This window comes from Paracraurococcus lichenis, from assembly GCF_030657435.1.
In the GTDB taxonomy this organism is placed as follows: domain Bacteria; phylum Pseudomonadota; class Alphaproteobacteria; order Acetobacterales; family Acetobacteraceae; genus Paracraurococcus; species Paracraurococcus lichenis.
On the sequence record NZ_JAUTWS010000090.1, the window covers coordinates 1 to 15564 of the forward strand.

The following is a 15564-nucleotide window of genomic DNA, read 5'->3' on the forward strand; positions in this document are numbered from 1 at the left end:
ACCGACGCCAGATCGTCGAGATGATCGGCATGGAGCAGAACCGCGCCCGCCAGGCGCGGGCGCCCAAGGTCGCCCGCGGCGGATTCGAGTGGTCGTCGCAACACCAGCCTGCGGCCCCCTGAGCAATTCGTCAAATGCTTCAGCCGGTGTTCGCCACCCAAGCGTCTTGCGCGGCCTGCCGTTGAGCGTTGCGGCTACCGCAGCGAGAGCTGCCGCGCTGTGCGCGCTCAGGTCGGTGCCCTTCGGGAAGTACTGCCGCAGCAGCCCGTTCGTGTTCTCGTTCGTCCCGCGCTACCAGGGGCTGTGCGGGTCGCAGAAATAGACCTGCACGCCAGTCTCGATGCGAAGCTGCGCATGCAGGCTCAGTTCCGCACCCTAATCCCGAGTCAAGGACCGGCGCAATTGCTCAGGCAGCGTCTTGATCACGTGCTTGATGGAGCCGCATACCGCCTCGGCACCATGGCCCGCGGGGGCGGGCCCGGTCTTCAGCCGCTCACCTTCCCTGTGCCCTGGCATACGCGGCAGATGGAGCAGCATGGTGAACCGTGTCGTGCGCTCGACCAGCGTGCCGATCGCCGCGCAGCCCAGCGCCCAGGATCAGGTCTCCTTCCCAATGGCCCGGCACCGCCCGGTCGGCCACCTCAGCCGGACGTTCGCTGATCATGATCTCAGGCGCGACGTGCGACTTGCCCCGGCCGCGGCTGCGCGCCCGTGGCACCCGCAGCGCCCGTCCCATTCGCAGGCAGGCGGTCAGCTCTCGCCCCGGAACCAGCGGTAGCCTACCGGAGGCGACACGCCGGCGCTGGTCGCCGCCTCCTCGAGCCGATCGGCTAGATCCCACCTGCCGAGGCCGAGGCACGCTACGACGCCCAGCTTGAGGCACCCACCATGGCGGCGTGACCCAAGCGATCTGGCCTCCGGCAAACCCGGCGCGGTTCAATGTGCGGCACCGACATGACCGTGACCGTCAGTCACCGCCGCGCGCGGATGGTCATCGTCAGCGACCACGGCTCCGGGTGCTCCCGCCATGCATTCCGAGGTCGGCTTCATCATACGCCCGCCATATCAAGAAATTGGGAGAGACGAATTGCTGTTTCTCCAGCGGGTGTCCGCCAAGCCATACTGAGATCATAGAGCGTCCGAAAGAACTTATTGCCGTCTTCCATTTGAGCTCGCGGCGGTCGTCCGATCGCCTGATGTTCTTTCGGCGCCCACATGCCGTGGGGCCGCTATGTCAGATATGACGATCGCTCAGTGCATTCGAAACGGCGTTCTCGTCAGCAGCTTGGCTGCTCTGCTGACTATCATGCCAGGCGCGGATCAGGCCGAGACCCCGTCCCGCACCGCCGAAGCCGCGGTGCCGCGGCCGGATGGGTTGTGCCGGCGCGTCATCACCGCCGACATCGTGGCGCTGGAACAGGCCTATGTGCTGAACCGCTTCGGTGCCTTCGTCCCGGCCGGCATGCTCTTTGCGCTGCGCGACGACGTGGTGCCGCTGCAGGGCGATGGCCCACTCCACCCCGGCGAGGTGAAGCTGCGGCCTGATAAGCGGCCGCGTCCTCTGGTGCTTCGCGCCAATGAGGGCGATTGCCTGGAGGTGCGGCTCGAGAATCTGCTCTCACCCAGTTGGGAGGAGGAGGGCGGGCTGCCGCAGGAGAATGGCGGCCGCCTTCCCGCGCATGCCGCGAGCAATCCCGGCGCGCCGCCGCGCCCAGGGCTGGTTGCCAATCCCGGCCCGATCAGCGTCGACCGACCGCGTACCCGCGCGGCCTCCTTCCACGTCACCGGCCTCGATGTCGTGCCGATCCCGGCGGCGCAGTGCCCGTTGGATGCGGTCTGCGGCGGCGCCGGGGCGAATATCGGCCTGCCCGGGCACCAGGGCATCGCCTTCAATCCGCGGACCGCGAAGGCGGTGCAGGACGGCTTCGACCTCGGCGGGCTGGCCAGGCCGGGACAGCGCGCCGTCACGCGCTGGCGCGCCACGAAGGAAGGCACCTACTTCGCCTATTCCACCGCCGCGCCGGTGGGCGGGGAAGGCGATGGCGGCCAGATCGGCCTCGGTCTCTTCGCCGCGGTGACGGTCGAGCCCGCCGGCTCGCTCTGGTACCGCTCCCAGGTCAGCGAGCGCGACCTGCAGGATGCCGCACGCCCGGTCGGTCCCGGCCGCCACCGCTATGCCGACCTGGACTACGGCAGGGAACGCATGGACAAGGGCCGCCCGAAGCCCATCCTCGGCATGCTCGACCGCGACAACCGCATCGTGCACAGCGACCTCAACGCTTTGGTGGTCGTGCCGGAGCGGCGGGGCAGAGGCACCGACCCGGCCGCCTGCCGCGGAGCCATGTTCGGCAGCACCTGCGGCGAGTCCTTCCGCGAGTTCACCGTCATCTTTCATGACGAGGTGCATGCGGCGCAGGCCTTCGCCGAACTCGAGGACGAGGACAACCCGCTCTCCCTCATCCGCGACGGCATGGGGATCAACTACGGCGTCTCCAGCATGGGCTCGCTGGTGATGTCCACGCCGGCGCTGCGCCCGACCGGTCCCGCCGGTCGATGCCCGGAATGCCGGGCGGAAGAGTTCTTCCTCAGCTCCTGGGCCAATGGCGACCCGGCGCTGATCCTCAAGTACCAGGGCGAGGTGCCGGTCGGTGCGCTCTATCCGGACGACCCGTCCAACGTGCATCACTCGTATCTCGGCGACCCCGTGCGCTTCCGCAACCTGCATGCCGGGCCGAAGGAGACGCATGTCTTCCACCTGCACGCCCATCAGTGGGTGATGGACGCCCAGGACCCGAACTCCACCTACCTCGATTCCCAGACCATCTCGCCCGGCGCCACCTTCAGCTACGGCATCGAGTTCGGCGGCGGTGGAAACCGCAACCACACGGTCGGTGACAGCATCTTCCACTGCCATCTCTATCCGCATTTCGCGCAGGGCATGTGGGAGCTGTGGCGGGTGCACGACACCTTCGAGGATGGCCATCCCGGCCTCTTCGATTCACAGCGGGCAGCCGGGCCGGACAACGACCCGCTCGGCCGCAACCTGCCGGATGCCGAGGTCGAGGCGGGCATTGCCACGCCGGCCGTGGTGCCCATCCCGGGCAATGCGCTCGCCCCGATGCCGAGTGCGGAGTTCCGCGGCTACCCCTTCTACATTCCCGGCAATCCCGGCCATCGCCCGCCGCAGCCGGTGCTCGACATGGACGTGCTCGCCAGCGCCAACTGGACCGACCCGAAGACCGAGCCGGCGGCCGAGGCGATCGTCAATGGCGGGCTGCCGCGGCATGTGGTGCTGGACGGCAGCCTCACCCCCCGCGACACGCCGGACGTCCTGCGGCGCGCGGCGGCGCGCGGCGGTGAGGCGGCACGTACCATCGCCGCCCGTGTCCGCCGGCAGGACCCGGAGGCGCTGTCGACGCTGGCCAGGGAATGGGACCGGCTGACGCTGCGCTTCCTGCCGCACAGCGGCGACGAGGCCGAGCGCCGCGCGATGCAGTTCCACGAGGGCGAGTTGCGCGGCCCGGGCCTCGAGCCGGTCCCGGTCACCTCACCCGCCCGGCCCGCCTGGTGGCGGCCGCGCTTCGCCTACCGCACCGACCACGCCGCGACCCTGCCGATCCAGCAGCCGCGCGAGGGGCCGCCGCTGTACCAGGTGAATGCCCTGGCGCGCGCACCGGGCGCGCCCTTCGCCAATCCCTGCCCGGAGGAGGCGCCGCTGCGCCACTACCGCGCCGCCTTCATCCAGACCGAGCTGACCTACAACCGGCATGGCTGGTTCGACCCGCAGGGCCGCATCGTCATCCTCGAGGACGACATCAAGGACATCATCGACCCCGCGACCCGCACGAGGCTGCCGGAGCCACTCTTCTTCCGGGCCAATTCCGGCGAATGCATCCAGTTCCTGTCGTCCAACCTCATGCCCAGCGCATTGAACCTGGACGACTTCCAGATCTACACGCCGACCGACACGATCGGGCAGCACATCCATCTCGTGAAGTTCGACGTCACCTCCTCCGACGGCTCCGGCAATGGCTGGAACTACGAGGATGCGACCTTCTCGCCGGATGAGGTGCGCGAGCGCATCTTCGCCCATAACCGCACGGTCGGCGACAAGGGGCCGAAACTGGTGCCGCAGCCGCACCCGCTGTTCCGCCAAGGCGGGACCATCTACCAGGCGGCGCAGCGCGACCCGGCCACCTATGGCGCCCTGCTGGAGAAGGGCCAGTGCCCGCCGCAGCAGGCCGGCGAGGACGACGCGGCCTGGGCCGAGCGGCTGAACCAGCGCCATCCCTTCTGCGGCGCGCAGCGCACGACCCAGCGCTGGTGGGCCGACCCGATCCTCAATCGCGTCAGCGGCCGCGACAACACGTTGCGCACCGTCTTCACCCATGACCATTTCGGCCCCAGCTCGCACCAGCAGCACGGCCTCTATGCCGGGCTGGTGGTGGAGCCGGCGAACTCGCTCTGGCTGCGGCCGGGGGCGAGGCTGACGGCCGAGGAGGTGGCGGCGCTCGGCACGCCCGGCTCGACCGCCGAGGACAAGCTGCTCGGCGGGTCCGACCTGCGCCAGCCGACCGCGGCCGCCCTGCGGCGCGGCGCGCCGCATCCGCTCTCGCCGATCGAGCCGCGGGTGCCGCTGCACCTGCGCGGGGATGGCGGCCCGACCGCGACCATCGCCAACATCATCGCCCCCGCCTGCATCGGGGATGGCGATTCCAGCCCGCTGCAGCCGGCTGCCGGCCGAAATCGCAGCGGCCCCGCCACCTGCGGGCCCGACCGCGCCAGCGACGACACGCGGCGGGAATTCGCCCTCGCCATCGCCGATTTCGGCATCGCCTACAACCTGGCGCTGGAGCCCATCAACCCGGAGCCGCGCGGCGATTCCATGCTGCGCGACGCCAATAGCATCCGCTTCGGCCGCCGGCACGTCGCGCCGACGCCGGCGCGGCCGCTCGGCATCTCGTCCGAGGACCCGGGCAGCCAGTTGGTGAACTACCGGCACGAACCGCTGCCGCTGCGCATCGCCGAGGCCAAAGAGGACCGCAGCCTCGGCGGCTACGACTACCGCCAGTCCGGCACGCGCTCCGACCGCAGCAGCCCCTGCCGGTTGGGCGACACGGACTGCATCGGCGACATGGCCAATGCCTTCAGCACGCGCGTGCATGCCGGTCGCGACGAATGGCTGGCGCGCAATCCCCTGCCGGCCACGCCGACCGCGCCGACCCGCGACCTGCTGCGCGGCACGCCGGAAGGCGCGCGGCTCGACGCGCTGCTCGCCCAGGTCGAGCAGTGGCGGCGCGACTTCAATTGCGCCCTCTACCCCGCCAGCCTGCTGCCGGCCTGGGCGGCGGGCGCGGCGGAGGACCGCGGCGGCGCGCCCTGCCACCCGCGGATCGAGCGGCGCGAGCCCTGGCGCGTCTTCGGCGACCCGGCGACGCCGATCCTGCCGGCCTACGAAGGCGATCCGGTGCAGATCCGGCTGATCCAGGGCGCGCAGGAGGCGCAGCACATCTTCACCATGAACGGGGTGAAGTGGCTGCGCCTGCCGGGCTTCGGGCCCGGCGCGGCGCGGCTGCCGGAGCAGGCCGGGCCGGGCTATCTCAACGCCCAGCCGCTCGGCATCTCGGAGCATTTCGAGTTCGACGTCATCGTCAACCCGCTGAACGCGCCGCATGTGGACTACCTCTATTTCGGCGCCTCGGTGGACCAGCTCTGGGACGGGCTCTGGGGCGTGATGCGCAGCTTCACGCGCCCGGATGCCGGACCGCAGCGCCCGCCGCAGACCGTGCCGAGCTCGGCCAGCAGCGGCACCGCCTCGCTCGCGCCGGAGCGCTTCCTGGCCACGCTGGGAAACCCGCCGCCACCGCCGCCCGCGACCGGCGACGCGCCGCGATCCGTCTGCGCCCCACCGGGCCGCGGCGCCGCCATTCCCTACCGCGCCTTCGATGTCAGCGCAGTGCGCGTCTGCCAGCTTCTCGGCGACTGCGACGGCCCTGCGCCGGCCGGGCTGGACTACAGCCGGCGCTACGGCATCCGCGACGAGCGCGCGGTGGTCTATGTGCTGAACGACGCGCCGCGGCACTGCGCGGCGGACAACCTGGGCCGCGGCTGCGAGCCCGCCCCGGCGCGCCGCAGCAACACCCAGGTCCTGCAGTCGCTCCGCGCCGATTTCGCCGCGGGCCGGCCGCTGGAGCCGCTGGTGCTGCGCGCCGCCGCCGGCGAGTGCATCGACGTGACGCTCAGGAACCACCTGCCGCCGCAGCGGCCCGACGGGGCGGGGCCCGGTGCGGAGGGCGAGGGCCAGGGTCCGCCCGAGGCGTCGGCCTACCACAACTTCCTGCCGATGATCACGGACGGGTTCAACCTCAACCAGGTCCGCATGTCGAACACGGTCGGCATCTCGGCGCCGCGGGTCGCGCAGCACCCGCTCTGGTCCGATGGCTCCAATGTCGGGCTGAATGGCGCCATCATCGACCGCGATGCAGGTGGCGACGCCTTCAGCCAGGGCTCGCTGCAGCCACCCTGCGCGCAGCAGGACGACGACTCCTGCAAGTTGCGTCTGTTCTGGAGCGCCACGGATTACGAGCACGGCAATGCCCCCGTGGAGTTCGGGGCGCTGCCGCTGCGCTCCTTCGGCGACCCGATCAAGCACCCCATGCACGGGCTCGGCGGCGCGCTGGTCATCGGACCGGTGGGGTCGGATGTTTGCCGGGACGACCGCTTCACCGCGGCCCGCGGCGGGAGGTGGCCGGCCGGCATCAGCGCCGAGATCTGCGCACCCGACGGCCGGCGCTACGTGGACCACGTGCTGATGGTGCAGGACGGCGTCAATGCGACGCGCGGCGGCCTGCCCGTGAACAGCCTCTCGGGCGCCGAGGAGCCGGACGATTACGGGCTGAAGGCGCTGAACTACCGCACCGAGCCGCTCTGGGCCCGCCGCGGCAACGACCCGAGCATGCCCTTCGAGGCGCGGAACGAGCTGGACTACGCCCGGGTCTTCTCCTCGGCACGGCTGCCGGATGGGCGCTGCGCCGCCGGCATCCCGCCCTCGGACCATGCGCCGACGCCCTGCGACCCGGAGACGCCGGTGCTGACCGCCCGGCCCGGGGAGACGGTGCGGCTGCACTTCGTGCATCCCGGTGGCCATACCCGGCAGCAGGGCCTCGCGGTGGGCGGGCATGGCTGGAACCCCACGCCCTGGTCGGCCGACTCCCGGGTCTTCGACGCAGGGCGCCGCACCGGGCTGCATCAGGGCGTATTCAACGCCTTCGGGCCGATGATGGGCATCACCCTGCAACTTGAGGCCGGCGGCGCAGCGCAGGTACCGATAGATTACCTGATCCGCAGCCAGGCCAGCTTCCTCTTCGACAACGGGCTCTGGGGCCTGCTGCGGGTCGAAGGGCCCGAAGGCGGCCCGGGGCGGGAGGCAAGTCGATGAGTGGTCTCAGGCGCCTGACCAGCCCCGCCGACTTCGCCGCGGACTGGTGGATCGACTGGGCGGAGAACCCGGACCCGGCGCTCGGCACGGTGCTGGCCCGCACCGGGGCGGTCGGGGAGATGCGGCAGCGGCGGCAGCATCCGCTGCGCCGCGACCTGGATGCCACCGGGCTGCGCTACGCCCTGCCGCAGACAGCGGTGACGGTGAACCCCACGGGTCCCGCCCTGCAGATCCGCTTCTGCTCCATGGTCGACTGCAATTGCGACCTCTTCGACGGTGACGGCCTGCTCTTCGCGCCGGTCGAATCCGAGGGCCTGCCGGATCCGGAGCAGGCCCCGATCCGCCTTGCCTTCTCCGAACCCGTGCACGCCCTGGGCACCCGGGCCGCGGGCCTCGGGCTGAATGCGGCCACGGTGGGCGCGGCATTCACGGCCCTGCTCTGGGTCCGCCGCCAGGGCAGCCGGACCTGGGAAGCGCCTCTCGCAGCGACGGATGCGCCGGGCACGGTTGCCTCTGCGGGCAAGGCCGGCACCGTGGTCTTCGCCGGTGAGGCGACGGCCCCCTTCCTCGGCGCCGAGGTGACGGCGGGGCCGGGCATCTGCGAGGCACGCTTCACCCTGAGCACCGCGCGCAGCCTGCGGCTCGACGCCATCATGCTCGCCCCGCTCTACGGGCGCGCCTGAATGCGCGCCCGGCTCATCGCGCTCGGCATCGCCCTGGCTCTGCCCGCGCTGGCGGCGGAGCCGCCGCAGGGCGGCACGGCGGAGCAGGACGGGGTGCGCATCGCCTGGCGCTACCTGCCCGGCGAGGCGCCCGGCCTCGGCATGCTGGAAGTGGAAGCGAGCGAGGCCGCGACCGGCGCGCCGCTGCGCTACGACCGCGGGCGGCTCGCGGCCTGGCTGCAGCGGCGCCGCGCCGCGCTGCCGGAGGCGGAACTGGCCTGCAGCGACAAGGTGAAGGCGCTGGCCAGCCAGGGAATCGGCCGCCGCGCCGATATCGACCTGAACGCCTACCGGCTGCTGACCCTGAACACGGATGGCACGCTGGCGGTCATCAATCCCTTCGTCGGGCTGAACAACGCCAAGCTGGAATCCATCCTCGACCTCGGCGGCAGGCCGACCGCCTGGCTGCCGCTGCCGGAGCGGCTGGAAGCCTGGGTGGTGCTGGCCGATCCTGCCCGGCTGGTCGCCGTGGACCTGCATACCCGCCGCATCACCCGCGCCATCGACCTGCCGGAGGCGGCGGGGGCCGCGCTGGCCTGGGATGCCGCCGGACGGCGGCTCGGGCTCGGCCTGCCGGGGCTGGCCGGGATCGGCCTGCTCGACCCCGACGCGCCGGACCAGGCCTTGCAGGTCCTGCCGGGGCCGCCGCCGCTCGGCCTTTTCGCCGAGGCCGAAGGTCCCGGCCTATTGGCCCTGGAGGCGGATGGCGGCGTGCGGCTGCTGGCCGCGGGCGGCACGGACCGGCGCTGGGCGGTGCCCGGCCGGCCGCGCCTTGTCCGCTGGAGCCCGTTGGGTCGCCGGCTGGTGGTGGCGACCGAGGCCGGGCTGCTCGCCTGGATCGACCCGGAGGCACCCACGGGCGCCGCACCGGAGCGGTTGCGCGCGCTCAGCCATCCCGCCCAGGCGATGGCGCTGCTCGATGGCGGCCGGCGGGTCCTGGTCCTGGGCGCGGGGCAGGGAAGCCTGGTGGACCTCGCCTCGGGCGCCATCGGGCCACGCCTTGCGGCACCGAAAGATGCGGACGAAATTCTTCTCACCGACCGCTTCGCCTATGCGCTCAGCGCACGGGAGGGAATGGCGAGGCTCTGGCTGCTGGAGGACCTGCGGCAGGGCCGGGACCAGCCGGTGGACGTGACGCTCGGCCGGCCCGACCCCGGCGCCGCACCGCGCATCGCCGGCCCGGCGCAGGCAGTGGCGATCCCCGCCGGCACCGGGCTGGTCGCCGCCAATGCGGCGGACGGCATGCTCTACCAGTATGCCGAGGGCATGATGGCGCCGGTCGGCAGCTACTCCAACTACCGCCGCGCCGCGGTCGGGCTCGCCCTGCTCGACCTCTCCTTGCGGGAAGTGGCGCCTGGACGCTACCGCAGCCCGGTGCGGCATGCCCTGGGCGGGGCGCATGAGCTGGTGCTGAGCGGCGCCGCGCCGCGCTTCGCCCTCTGCGCACCGGTCCGGCTGGGACCCACGCCCGGCGCGCCACCGGCCGAGCCGCGGCTGCGGCCGGAGCTGGTCGCGGTGACGGAGGCCGCGCCGCGGCAGCGCACCTTGCGGGTGCGGCTGCGGGCAAGGGAGGGCACTGCGCCGGTCGAGGGCATCCCGGACCTGGTGCTTCTGGCCTTCGACCGGCGAAGTGGCTGGCAGGCGCGCCTGCCGCTCCGCGAGGTCGTGGCGGGCGAGTACGAGACGCGGCTGCTGCTGCCGGGACCGGCGCCGGTCGAGCTGCTGGTCGGCAGCGCCTCCCGCAACCTCAGCTTCGTCGAGGGCCGGCTGGGGCCGCTGCCGCCCGAGGGCACGCCATGATCGGGCGCCGCGCCGGCCTGCTGGCAATGACCGCCGCGCTGCCCGGGGCGGCCCGGGCGCAGGCGACGCGCCTGCCACCGGTGGTGCTGCTGGACCAGGCCGGCCGGCGCTGGCCGCTGGTCGGGCTGGCGCAGCGCAGGCCGGTGCTGGTGAGCTTCTTCTTCACCGGCTGCACCGCGATCTGCCCGCCGCAGACCGCCGCCTTGGCGGAGTTGCAGGCCGAGCTCGCGCGGCGCGCGGCGGCGGAGGGCGGACCGCTGCTGCTCTCCATCTCCCTCGACCCGCTCGGCGACACGCCGGACGCGATGCGTGCCTATGCCGCGCGCTTCGGCATCGCGCTCGGGCTGGAGCGGAGCTGGCTGATGCTGGGCGGCGACCCGGCCGCCTTGGCCCGCGTCTGGGCCGCCTTCGAGGTGCCGGGCGGCGGGCCGGAGAGCCACCTCGCCTTCGTCTGGATCGGCCGCGAGGGTGGGCGAAGCTGGCGCCGGGCCGGCGCGCTGGAGCCGCCCGAGGCGCTGGCCGCCCTGCTGCTGGAGCCGCCGGCATGAGGCGGGCGGCCGCCTTCCTCGCGCTGGCGCTGTTGCCGCTTGCGGCTGGTGCCGAACCGCCGGAGGGCCGGCGGCTCTATCACGGCTTCACCCCCTTCGCCGCGGGGCGGGAGGCCACGGCGACCCGCCTGCCGCTCGCCTATGCCGCCTGCGGCAATTGCCATGGCCCGCTGGCCGAGGGCCGGCGGGAGGGTGGCGTCACGGCGCCGCCGATCACCTGGGCCGCGCTGGCCCGGCCGGCGGGCGAGGCGCCGGCCTATGCCTCGGCCGAGGCGGTGGGCCGAGCGATCCTGGCCGGGCAGGGGCGTGGCGGCAGGGTGCTGGACCGCGCCATGCCGCGCTACCGCCTGGAGCCTGCGGAGCTGCAGGCCCTGCTGGACCATCTGCGCCGCGTCGGCACCGCCGCCGACCTGCCGCCCGGCGTCACCGCGGACAGCGTCGCGCTGGGTGCAGTGCTGCCGCTCTCCGGCCCCGGTGGCGCGAGCGGCAGGGCGGTGCTGGCGGGCCTGCGAGAGGTGCTGGACGCCACCTCGGCGGCGGGCGGCGTGCATGGCCGGCGCCTGCTCCTCGTCGTGGCGGATGGCGCGCGCGGGACCGAGACCGCCCTGCGGGACGTCCTGGCGCGGCCGGTATATGCGCTGGTCGGCGGTTTCTGGCCGGGCAATCCGGCGGCCGAGGCGATGTTGGAGGCCGCACGGGTGCCGCATATCGGCAGCCTGGTGCTGCGGGCGGGCGCGCAGGAGACCGGGCCTTGGAGCGCCGATCTGCTGGCTCCGGTCGCCGAGCAGCAGGTGGCACTGGCCGGCGCACTCACCTCCTGCGAGGCCGCCGGGCCGCGGCTCGGCCTACGGCTCGCGGCACCGTCCGCCGACGAGCGGGACGGCGCCATCCAGTGGTTCGGCGAGTCCGCCGCGCTCGCGGCGGCGCTGCGCGAAGCCGGGGCGCCGGGCTGCCTTGGGCTCGGCCTGGCGGGCCTCGCCGCGCTCGGCGGCCATATCCCGCCCGGCTGGCAGGCTCGGCTGGTACTGCCCTTCCCGGTGGTGCTGCTGTCGCAGGATCCGCGCGGCGGCCCCTGGCGCCAGCTCGGCCGCGCCGCAGGGCGGCTCGCTGTCGAATGGCTGTCCCGCGCCGGCGCCGTGCTGCACGAGGGCGCCTTGCCAGCGCAGCGCGCGGCCTCGCAGGGCTACGCCCCATTGCCGGGGGCGCCCGTACAATTCCGCCGCCACCGGCGCCATGCCTGGGACGCCGAGGTCATCGAAATCGGCGACGCGCCGCGCGCCGCTGCCAGCACCGATCGGGGAGGCTGATACCATGCGCTTTGGGTCTGGCATCTCGGCTTTGCGGGGCTGCAGCCTCGCGCTCCTGTTGCTCGGCGTTGAGGCCAGGGCCCAGACTTCCTCCTTCGCCCTGATTGGTCATATCGAGAGTTTCACCCTGACGACACCGACCGGCCCGACCAGCGCGGCAACGCTGACCTTGCGCGGCATCCCGGTGCTGCTGCCAGCGAACCTGCTGGTCACCATGCCCGGACGCTACATGACGCCGCAGGATCTGTTCCGCGGACCCAGGGGCGGAGCTCAGGTGCAGTCGCGCAGCGGCCTAGCCCTGGCCGACCCCACGCCGCCGCGCGTGCCCTTCGAGGCCGAGGTGATCGGCAATATCAGCAACGGGCGCTACGTCGCCGGGGTGGTGCGGATCAGCCAGGGTGCGCTGCATATCGGCGCTGGCTTCATCCAGGCGATCGATCCGGCGAGCGGCGAGCTGCGCATTGGCGACCGTGGCGGCACGGCCGGCGCCCGCGTGCGGCTGAACGATCCCACGGGCATCTACGGCGTGGCGAACAACGAGGGCGCCAAGGCAGGCATTCCGCTCGATGAACGCTTCGCCCTCGATCCCGACAACTCTCCGGTGCACGCCCGGACCGGCTTCCCGGTCTGCGTTCCGCGCTCCGGCAATGACGCGAAATGCCCGGCAGGCAACCGTCCCGCCGGGATGATGCGTTTCACCTGTGCCCGCGAGACCGGGGGTGTCCTGACGCCGGCGGCTTCGGCGGACGCCCCGGCGCGGGCCTGCGACCCAGGACGCCCGGTGCCCTTGGCGGTCGGCGACTACGTCACCTTCGTCGGCATGTTGCAGGCCGACCCAACGGGCGGCTTCCTGGTCGCCGCGCATGGGCTGGAGGCGGAGCTCGGCATCTACACCTCGCCCGGCACCGAGCCGGTCTACCTCTTTGTCGAGGAAGCCCTGCAGGGCACGAAGGGCGAGCCCTTCCCGGATGTTCCGCAGGAAGAGACGACGCGCTTCCGCATCGTCGGCTTCACCACCGATCCCACGCGCAACGTGGAAGTACGGCTGGTCGATACCGGCCGGAACGAGGAGGGCACGTCCTTCAGCGGGCCGGACGGCATCCCGCCCTCCAATGGGCCGCAGCTCGGCCGCTTCCGGAACACCTGGCCCGCCAAGGACGATGCCCGCGCGGTGCGGCGCGACGTGCTGGCGCGCGTCGTCGGCAGCCCGAACGCGAAGCTTGCCACGGGGCTGACCTCCGGCCTCTACGTCGCGCCGGTGGGAGAGTACATCTATCCCGAGGTGACGCGCTTCGGCGTGCCGGGCTTCCCCGTCTCGGTACCCTTCGAGAATTTCTGCTTCCTGGCGAATGGCGGCGGGAGCTTCGCCACGGCTGGCGGCACGGTTGCCATCGGCCGGCTCGATCCCTTCCCGGACTCCGGGCATGCGCAGTCCCAGCCTGTGGGCAATGGCAGTCAGCGCGCCTGCGATGGCCAGTAAGGCGGCGATACCTCCCCGGCTTGGTGGGTCACGTGTTCACGACGTCATCTGAGCGTACATCCCCCTGTCGCCACAGTTGCTGCTCCTCAGCCCGCCCTATTCACGCTCGGCCACACTGATGTCATCTCGGGCGGCATCAGGTGACCGGCCAAAGGGCTGCTTGGCACGAGGCCCGACGGAACCGGCCTGAGTGCCCGACAAGATTGTTGTCGGATGCGGCATCCGACGCATAGCCTCTCCGCGGGGGGAACGGGAGGAGATGCCGTCCATGAATAATGCAAGATCGTGGCTGCGCTGCCGCCACGGATGGAGTGCCGGCATTTGTAAACAGTCCGCAGTGACTTTGGGGGCAGCCGCACTGCTCGCAGCGGGCTCGATCGGAGCACCCGGCTCGGCCGTCGCGGCAGGGTGCGAGGAGCTTGCCGGCGCGACGCTGCCGGGCAACGGAACGATCACGGCTGCCCAGTCCCAACCGGCCGGCGACTTCACCGCCCCGGGCACCACCACGACCTATCAGAACCTTCCCGCATTCTGCCGGGTCTTCGCCACGCTTCGGCCGAGCCCGGACAGCGACATCAACGTGGAGGTCTGGCTGCCCCAGGGCACTGCCTGGAACGGCCGCTTCGTCGGCACCGGCAACGGGGGCTATGCCGGCGCGATCCGCTACGACGAACTCGCGGGCGCCCTGGGTCTCGGCTTCGCGGTGGCCAATACGGACATGGGCACCGCGCCGTCCACCTCCCTGAACGGCAAGCCGATCATCGGCCGTCCGGAGAAGTGGATCGATTGGGGCTACCGTTCGACGCATCTGATGACCGTCGCGTCCAAGCAGGTGGTTGCAACCTTCTACGGCCGGGAAGCGGCCTATTCCTACTTTGCCGGCTGCTCCACCGGAGGCGGTCAGGCGCTGCACGAAGCGCAGCAGTTCCCGGACGATTACGACGGCATCCTCGCCGGTGCCCCGGCCGAGAACCGCACCCACATCCACACCGACGTCCTGTGGAACTACGCCGTCACGCACCGCACGCCCGACAGCCTCATTCCGGCGGACAAGGCACGGCTGATCACCGATGCCGTTCTGAAGGCCTGCGCCGGGCAGGACGGCGGCCTGGCCTCGGATCCCTACCTCACCGAGCCACGCGCCTGCCGCTGGGACCCCGCGGAGTTGCTCTGCCAGGCGGGGGCGGGCGACACGTCCCAGTGCCTCACGCAGCCTGAGGTGGACGCGGCGAGGCTGATCTATGACGGCGCGCGCAACCCGCGTACCGGGCGGCTGATCTACCCCGGCCCGGAGCGCGGCAGCGAGAGCGGCAGCACCTTCGACTGGCCCTTCCTGCAGGGCCTCTCGCCGACCCTGCCCTCGAGCGAGCCGCAGTTCGATGCCCTGTTCTACTGGGTCTTCGGCCCCGACTGGGACTGGCGGACCTTCGACTTCGACCGCAACATGGCCCAATTGGACGATGTGCTGGCCGGTATCCTGAACGCCAACAGCCCCGACCTTACCCGCTTCCGGGCGCGCGGAGGCAAGCTGCTCGGCTTCCATGGCTGGGCCGATGCGCTCGTACCGCCGCAGGACTTCGTCAACTACTACCTGCGCGTGGCTGCCTTCCTGCGTGGAGGTGACCAGCAGTCGGCGCTTCCGGACAATGCCGACCTGGTCAGCAATGTGATCCAAGCCCATTTCGACGATGGGCAGACCGCCAGTGTCGGTTCGGCCGACAACCGGCGCATCCAGGACTTCTTCCGCCTGTTCATGGTTCCCGGCATGGGCCACTGTGGTGGTGGCCCAGGTCCGAACCAGTTCTACAACGCGACCTTCAGCCCGGTGCAGGCGGATGCGCAGCACAACAGCCTTCTCGCCCTGCAGCGCTGGGTGGAGCAGGGCGTGGCGCCGCAGCAGATCACCGCAACCAAGTACGCGAGCGACAACCCAGCCCAGGGCGTGGCGCAGACTCGGCCGCTCTGCACCTTTCCCCGCGTGGCTCGCTACAAAGGGCAGGGCGACGTGAACGACGCGGCCAACTTCACCTGCACCCGCGGCGAAAGCCAGGAGAACCCAATGGCAGCGCCGGAGTACCTGAGGTAAGGGTTGGACCTATGTGCGGTGCGGGGCACGCGTGATGGGTGCAGCCCCGCACCCGCCTTGACGGTGTGGACATTGGCTAACGGAGGGTGTCGAACTGCGCCACCCGCCAGATCGAGCGCTTCGGCATCAGGCTGCGCAGCGACCAGAGCAGCCAGTAGGCGGCGGTGGCCCTGCTGCATGACC

Annotated in this window: 7 protein-coding genes and 1 pseudogene; 7 read left to right on the forward strand and 1 reads right to left on the reverse strand. The window is 71.9% G+C overall.

Features of this window, described 5'->3' with window-relative positions; genetic code table 11:
• Positions 1 to 93 precede the first annotated feature (93 nt).
• A pseudogene (locus tag Q7A36_RS34255) lies at positions 94 to 760 on the reverse strand (IS30 family transposase); the annotation flags it as partial.
• A gap of 546 nt (positions 761 to 1306) precedes the next feature.
• Here Q7A36_RS34255 and Q7A36_RS34260 point away from each other — a divergent pair.
• From Q7A36_RS34260 to Q7A36_RS34290, 7 genes are all read left to right on the forward strand, one after another.
• The gene (locus Q7A36_RS34260; RefSeq protein ID WP_305108297.1) at positions 1307 to 7438 is read left to right on the forward strand and encodes a hypothetical protein; all 6132 of its coding nucleotides are present in this window, start codon (positions 1307 to 1309) and stop codon (positions 7436 to 7438) included.
• A complete protein-coding gene (locus tag Q7A36_RS34265) occupies positions 7435 to 8121 on the forward strand; it encodes a hypothetical protein (RefSeq protein ID WP_305108298.1) in 687 nt (228 codons plus the stop codon). Before Q7A36_RS34260 ends, Q7A36_RS34265 begins: the two co-directional genes overlap by 4 nt.
• Entirely contained in the window at positions 8122 to 9960 is a 1839-nt protein-coding gene (locus Q7A36_RS34270) for a hypothetical protein (RefSeq protein ID WP_305108299.1), read from the forward strand. It abuts the gene before it with no gap.
• Positions 9957 to 10508, forward strand: coding sequence for an SCO family protein (locus Q7A36_RS34275; RefSeq protein ID WP_305108300.1), 552 nt, complete (start codon positions 9957 to 9959; stop codon positions 10506 to 10508). The genes Q7A36_RS34270 and Q7A36_RS34275 overlap by 4 nt, the downstream gene beginning before the upstream one ends.
• Positions 10505 to 11815 carry an ABC transporter substrate-binding protein gene (locus Q7A36_RS34280; protein ID WP_305108301.1) on the forward strand — a complete coding sequence of 437 codons (1311 nt, stop codon included), beginning with the start codon at positions 10505 to 10507 and terminating at the stop codon, positions 11813 to 11815. Before Q7A36_RS34275 ends, Q7A36_RS34280 begins: the two co-directional genes overlap by 4 nt.
• 4 nt (positions 11816 to 11819) lie before the next feature.
• Positions 11820 to 13295 carry a hypothetical protein gene (locus Q7A36_RS34285; RefSeq protein WP_305108302.1) on the forward strand — a complete coding sequence of 492 codons (1476 nt, stop codon included), beginning with the start codon at positions 11820 to 11822 and terminating at the stop codon, positions 13293 to 13295.
• Between the two features lie 190 nt (positions 13296 to 13485).
• Entirely contained in the window at positions 13486 to 15381 is a 1896-nt protein-coding gene (locus Q7A36_RS34290) for a tannase/feruloyl esterase family alpha/beta hydrolase (protein WP_305108303.1), read from the forward strand.
• Positions 15382 to 15564 lie beyond the last annotated feature (183 nt).

Coding starts and splice junctions, on each gene's coding strand:
- Q7A36_RS34265 (WP_305108298.1), top strand. CDS start 7,435: ATGAGTGGTCTCAGGCGCCTGACCAGCCCCGCCGACTTCGCCGCGGAC.
- Q7A36_RS34260 (WP_305108297.1), top strand. CDS start 1,307: ATGCCAGGCGCGGATCAGGCCGAGACCCCGTCCCGCACCGCCGAAGCC.
- Q7A36_RS34275 (WP_305108300.1), top strand. CDS start 9,957: ATGATCGGGCGCCGCGCCGGCCTGCTGGCAATGACCGCCGCGCTGCCC.
- Q7A36_RS34285 (WP_305108302.1), top strand. CDS start 11,820: ATGCGCTTTGGGTCTGGCATCTCGGCTTTGCGGGGCTGCAGCCTCGCG.
- Q7A36_RS34280 (WP_305108301.1), top strand. CDS start 10,505: ATGAGGCGGGCGGCCGCCTTCCTCGCGCTGGCGCTGTTGCCGCTTGCG.
- Q7A36_RS34270 (WP_305108299.1), top strand. CDS start 8,122: ATGCGCGCCCGGCTCATCGCGCTCGGCATCGCCCTGGCTCTGCCCGCG.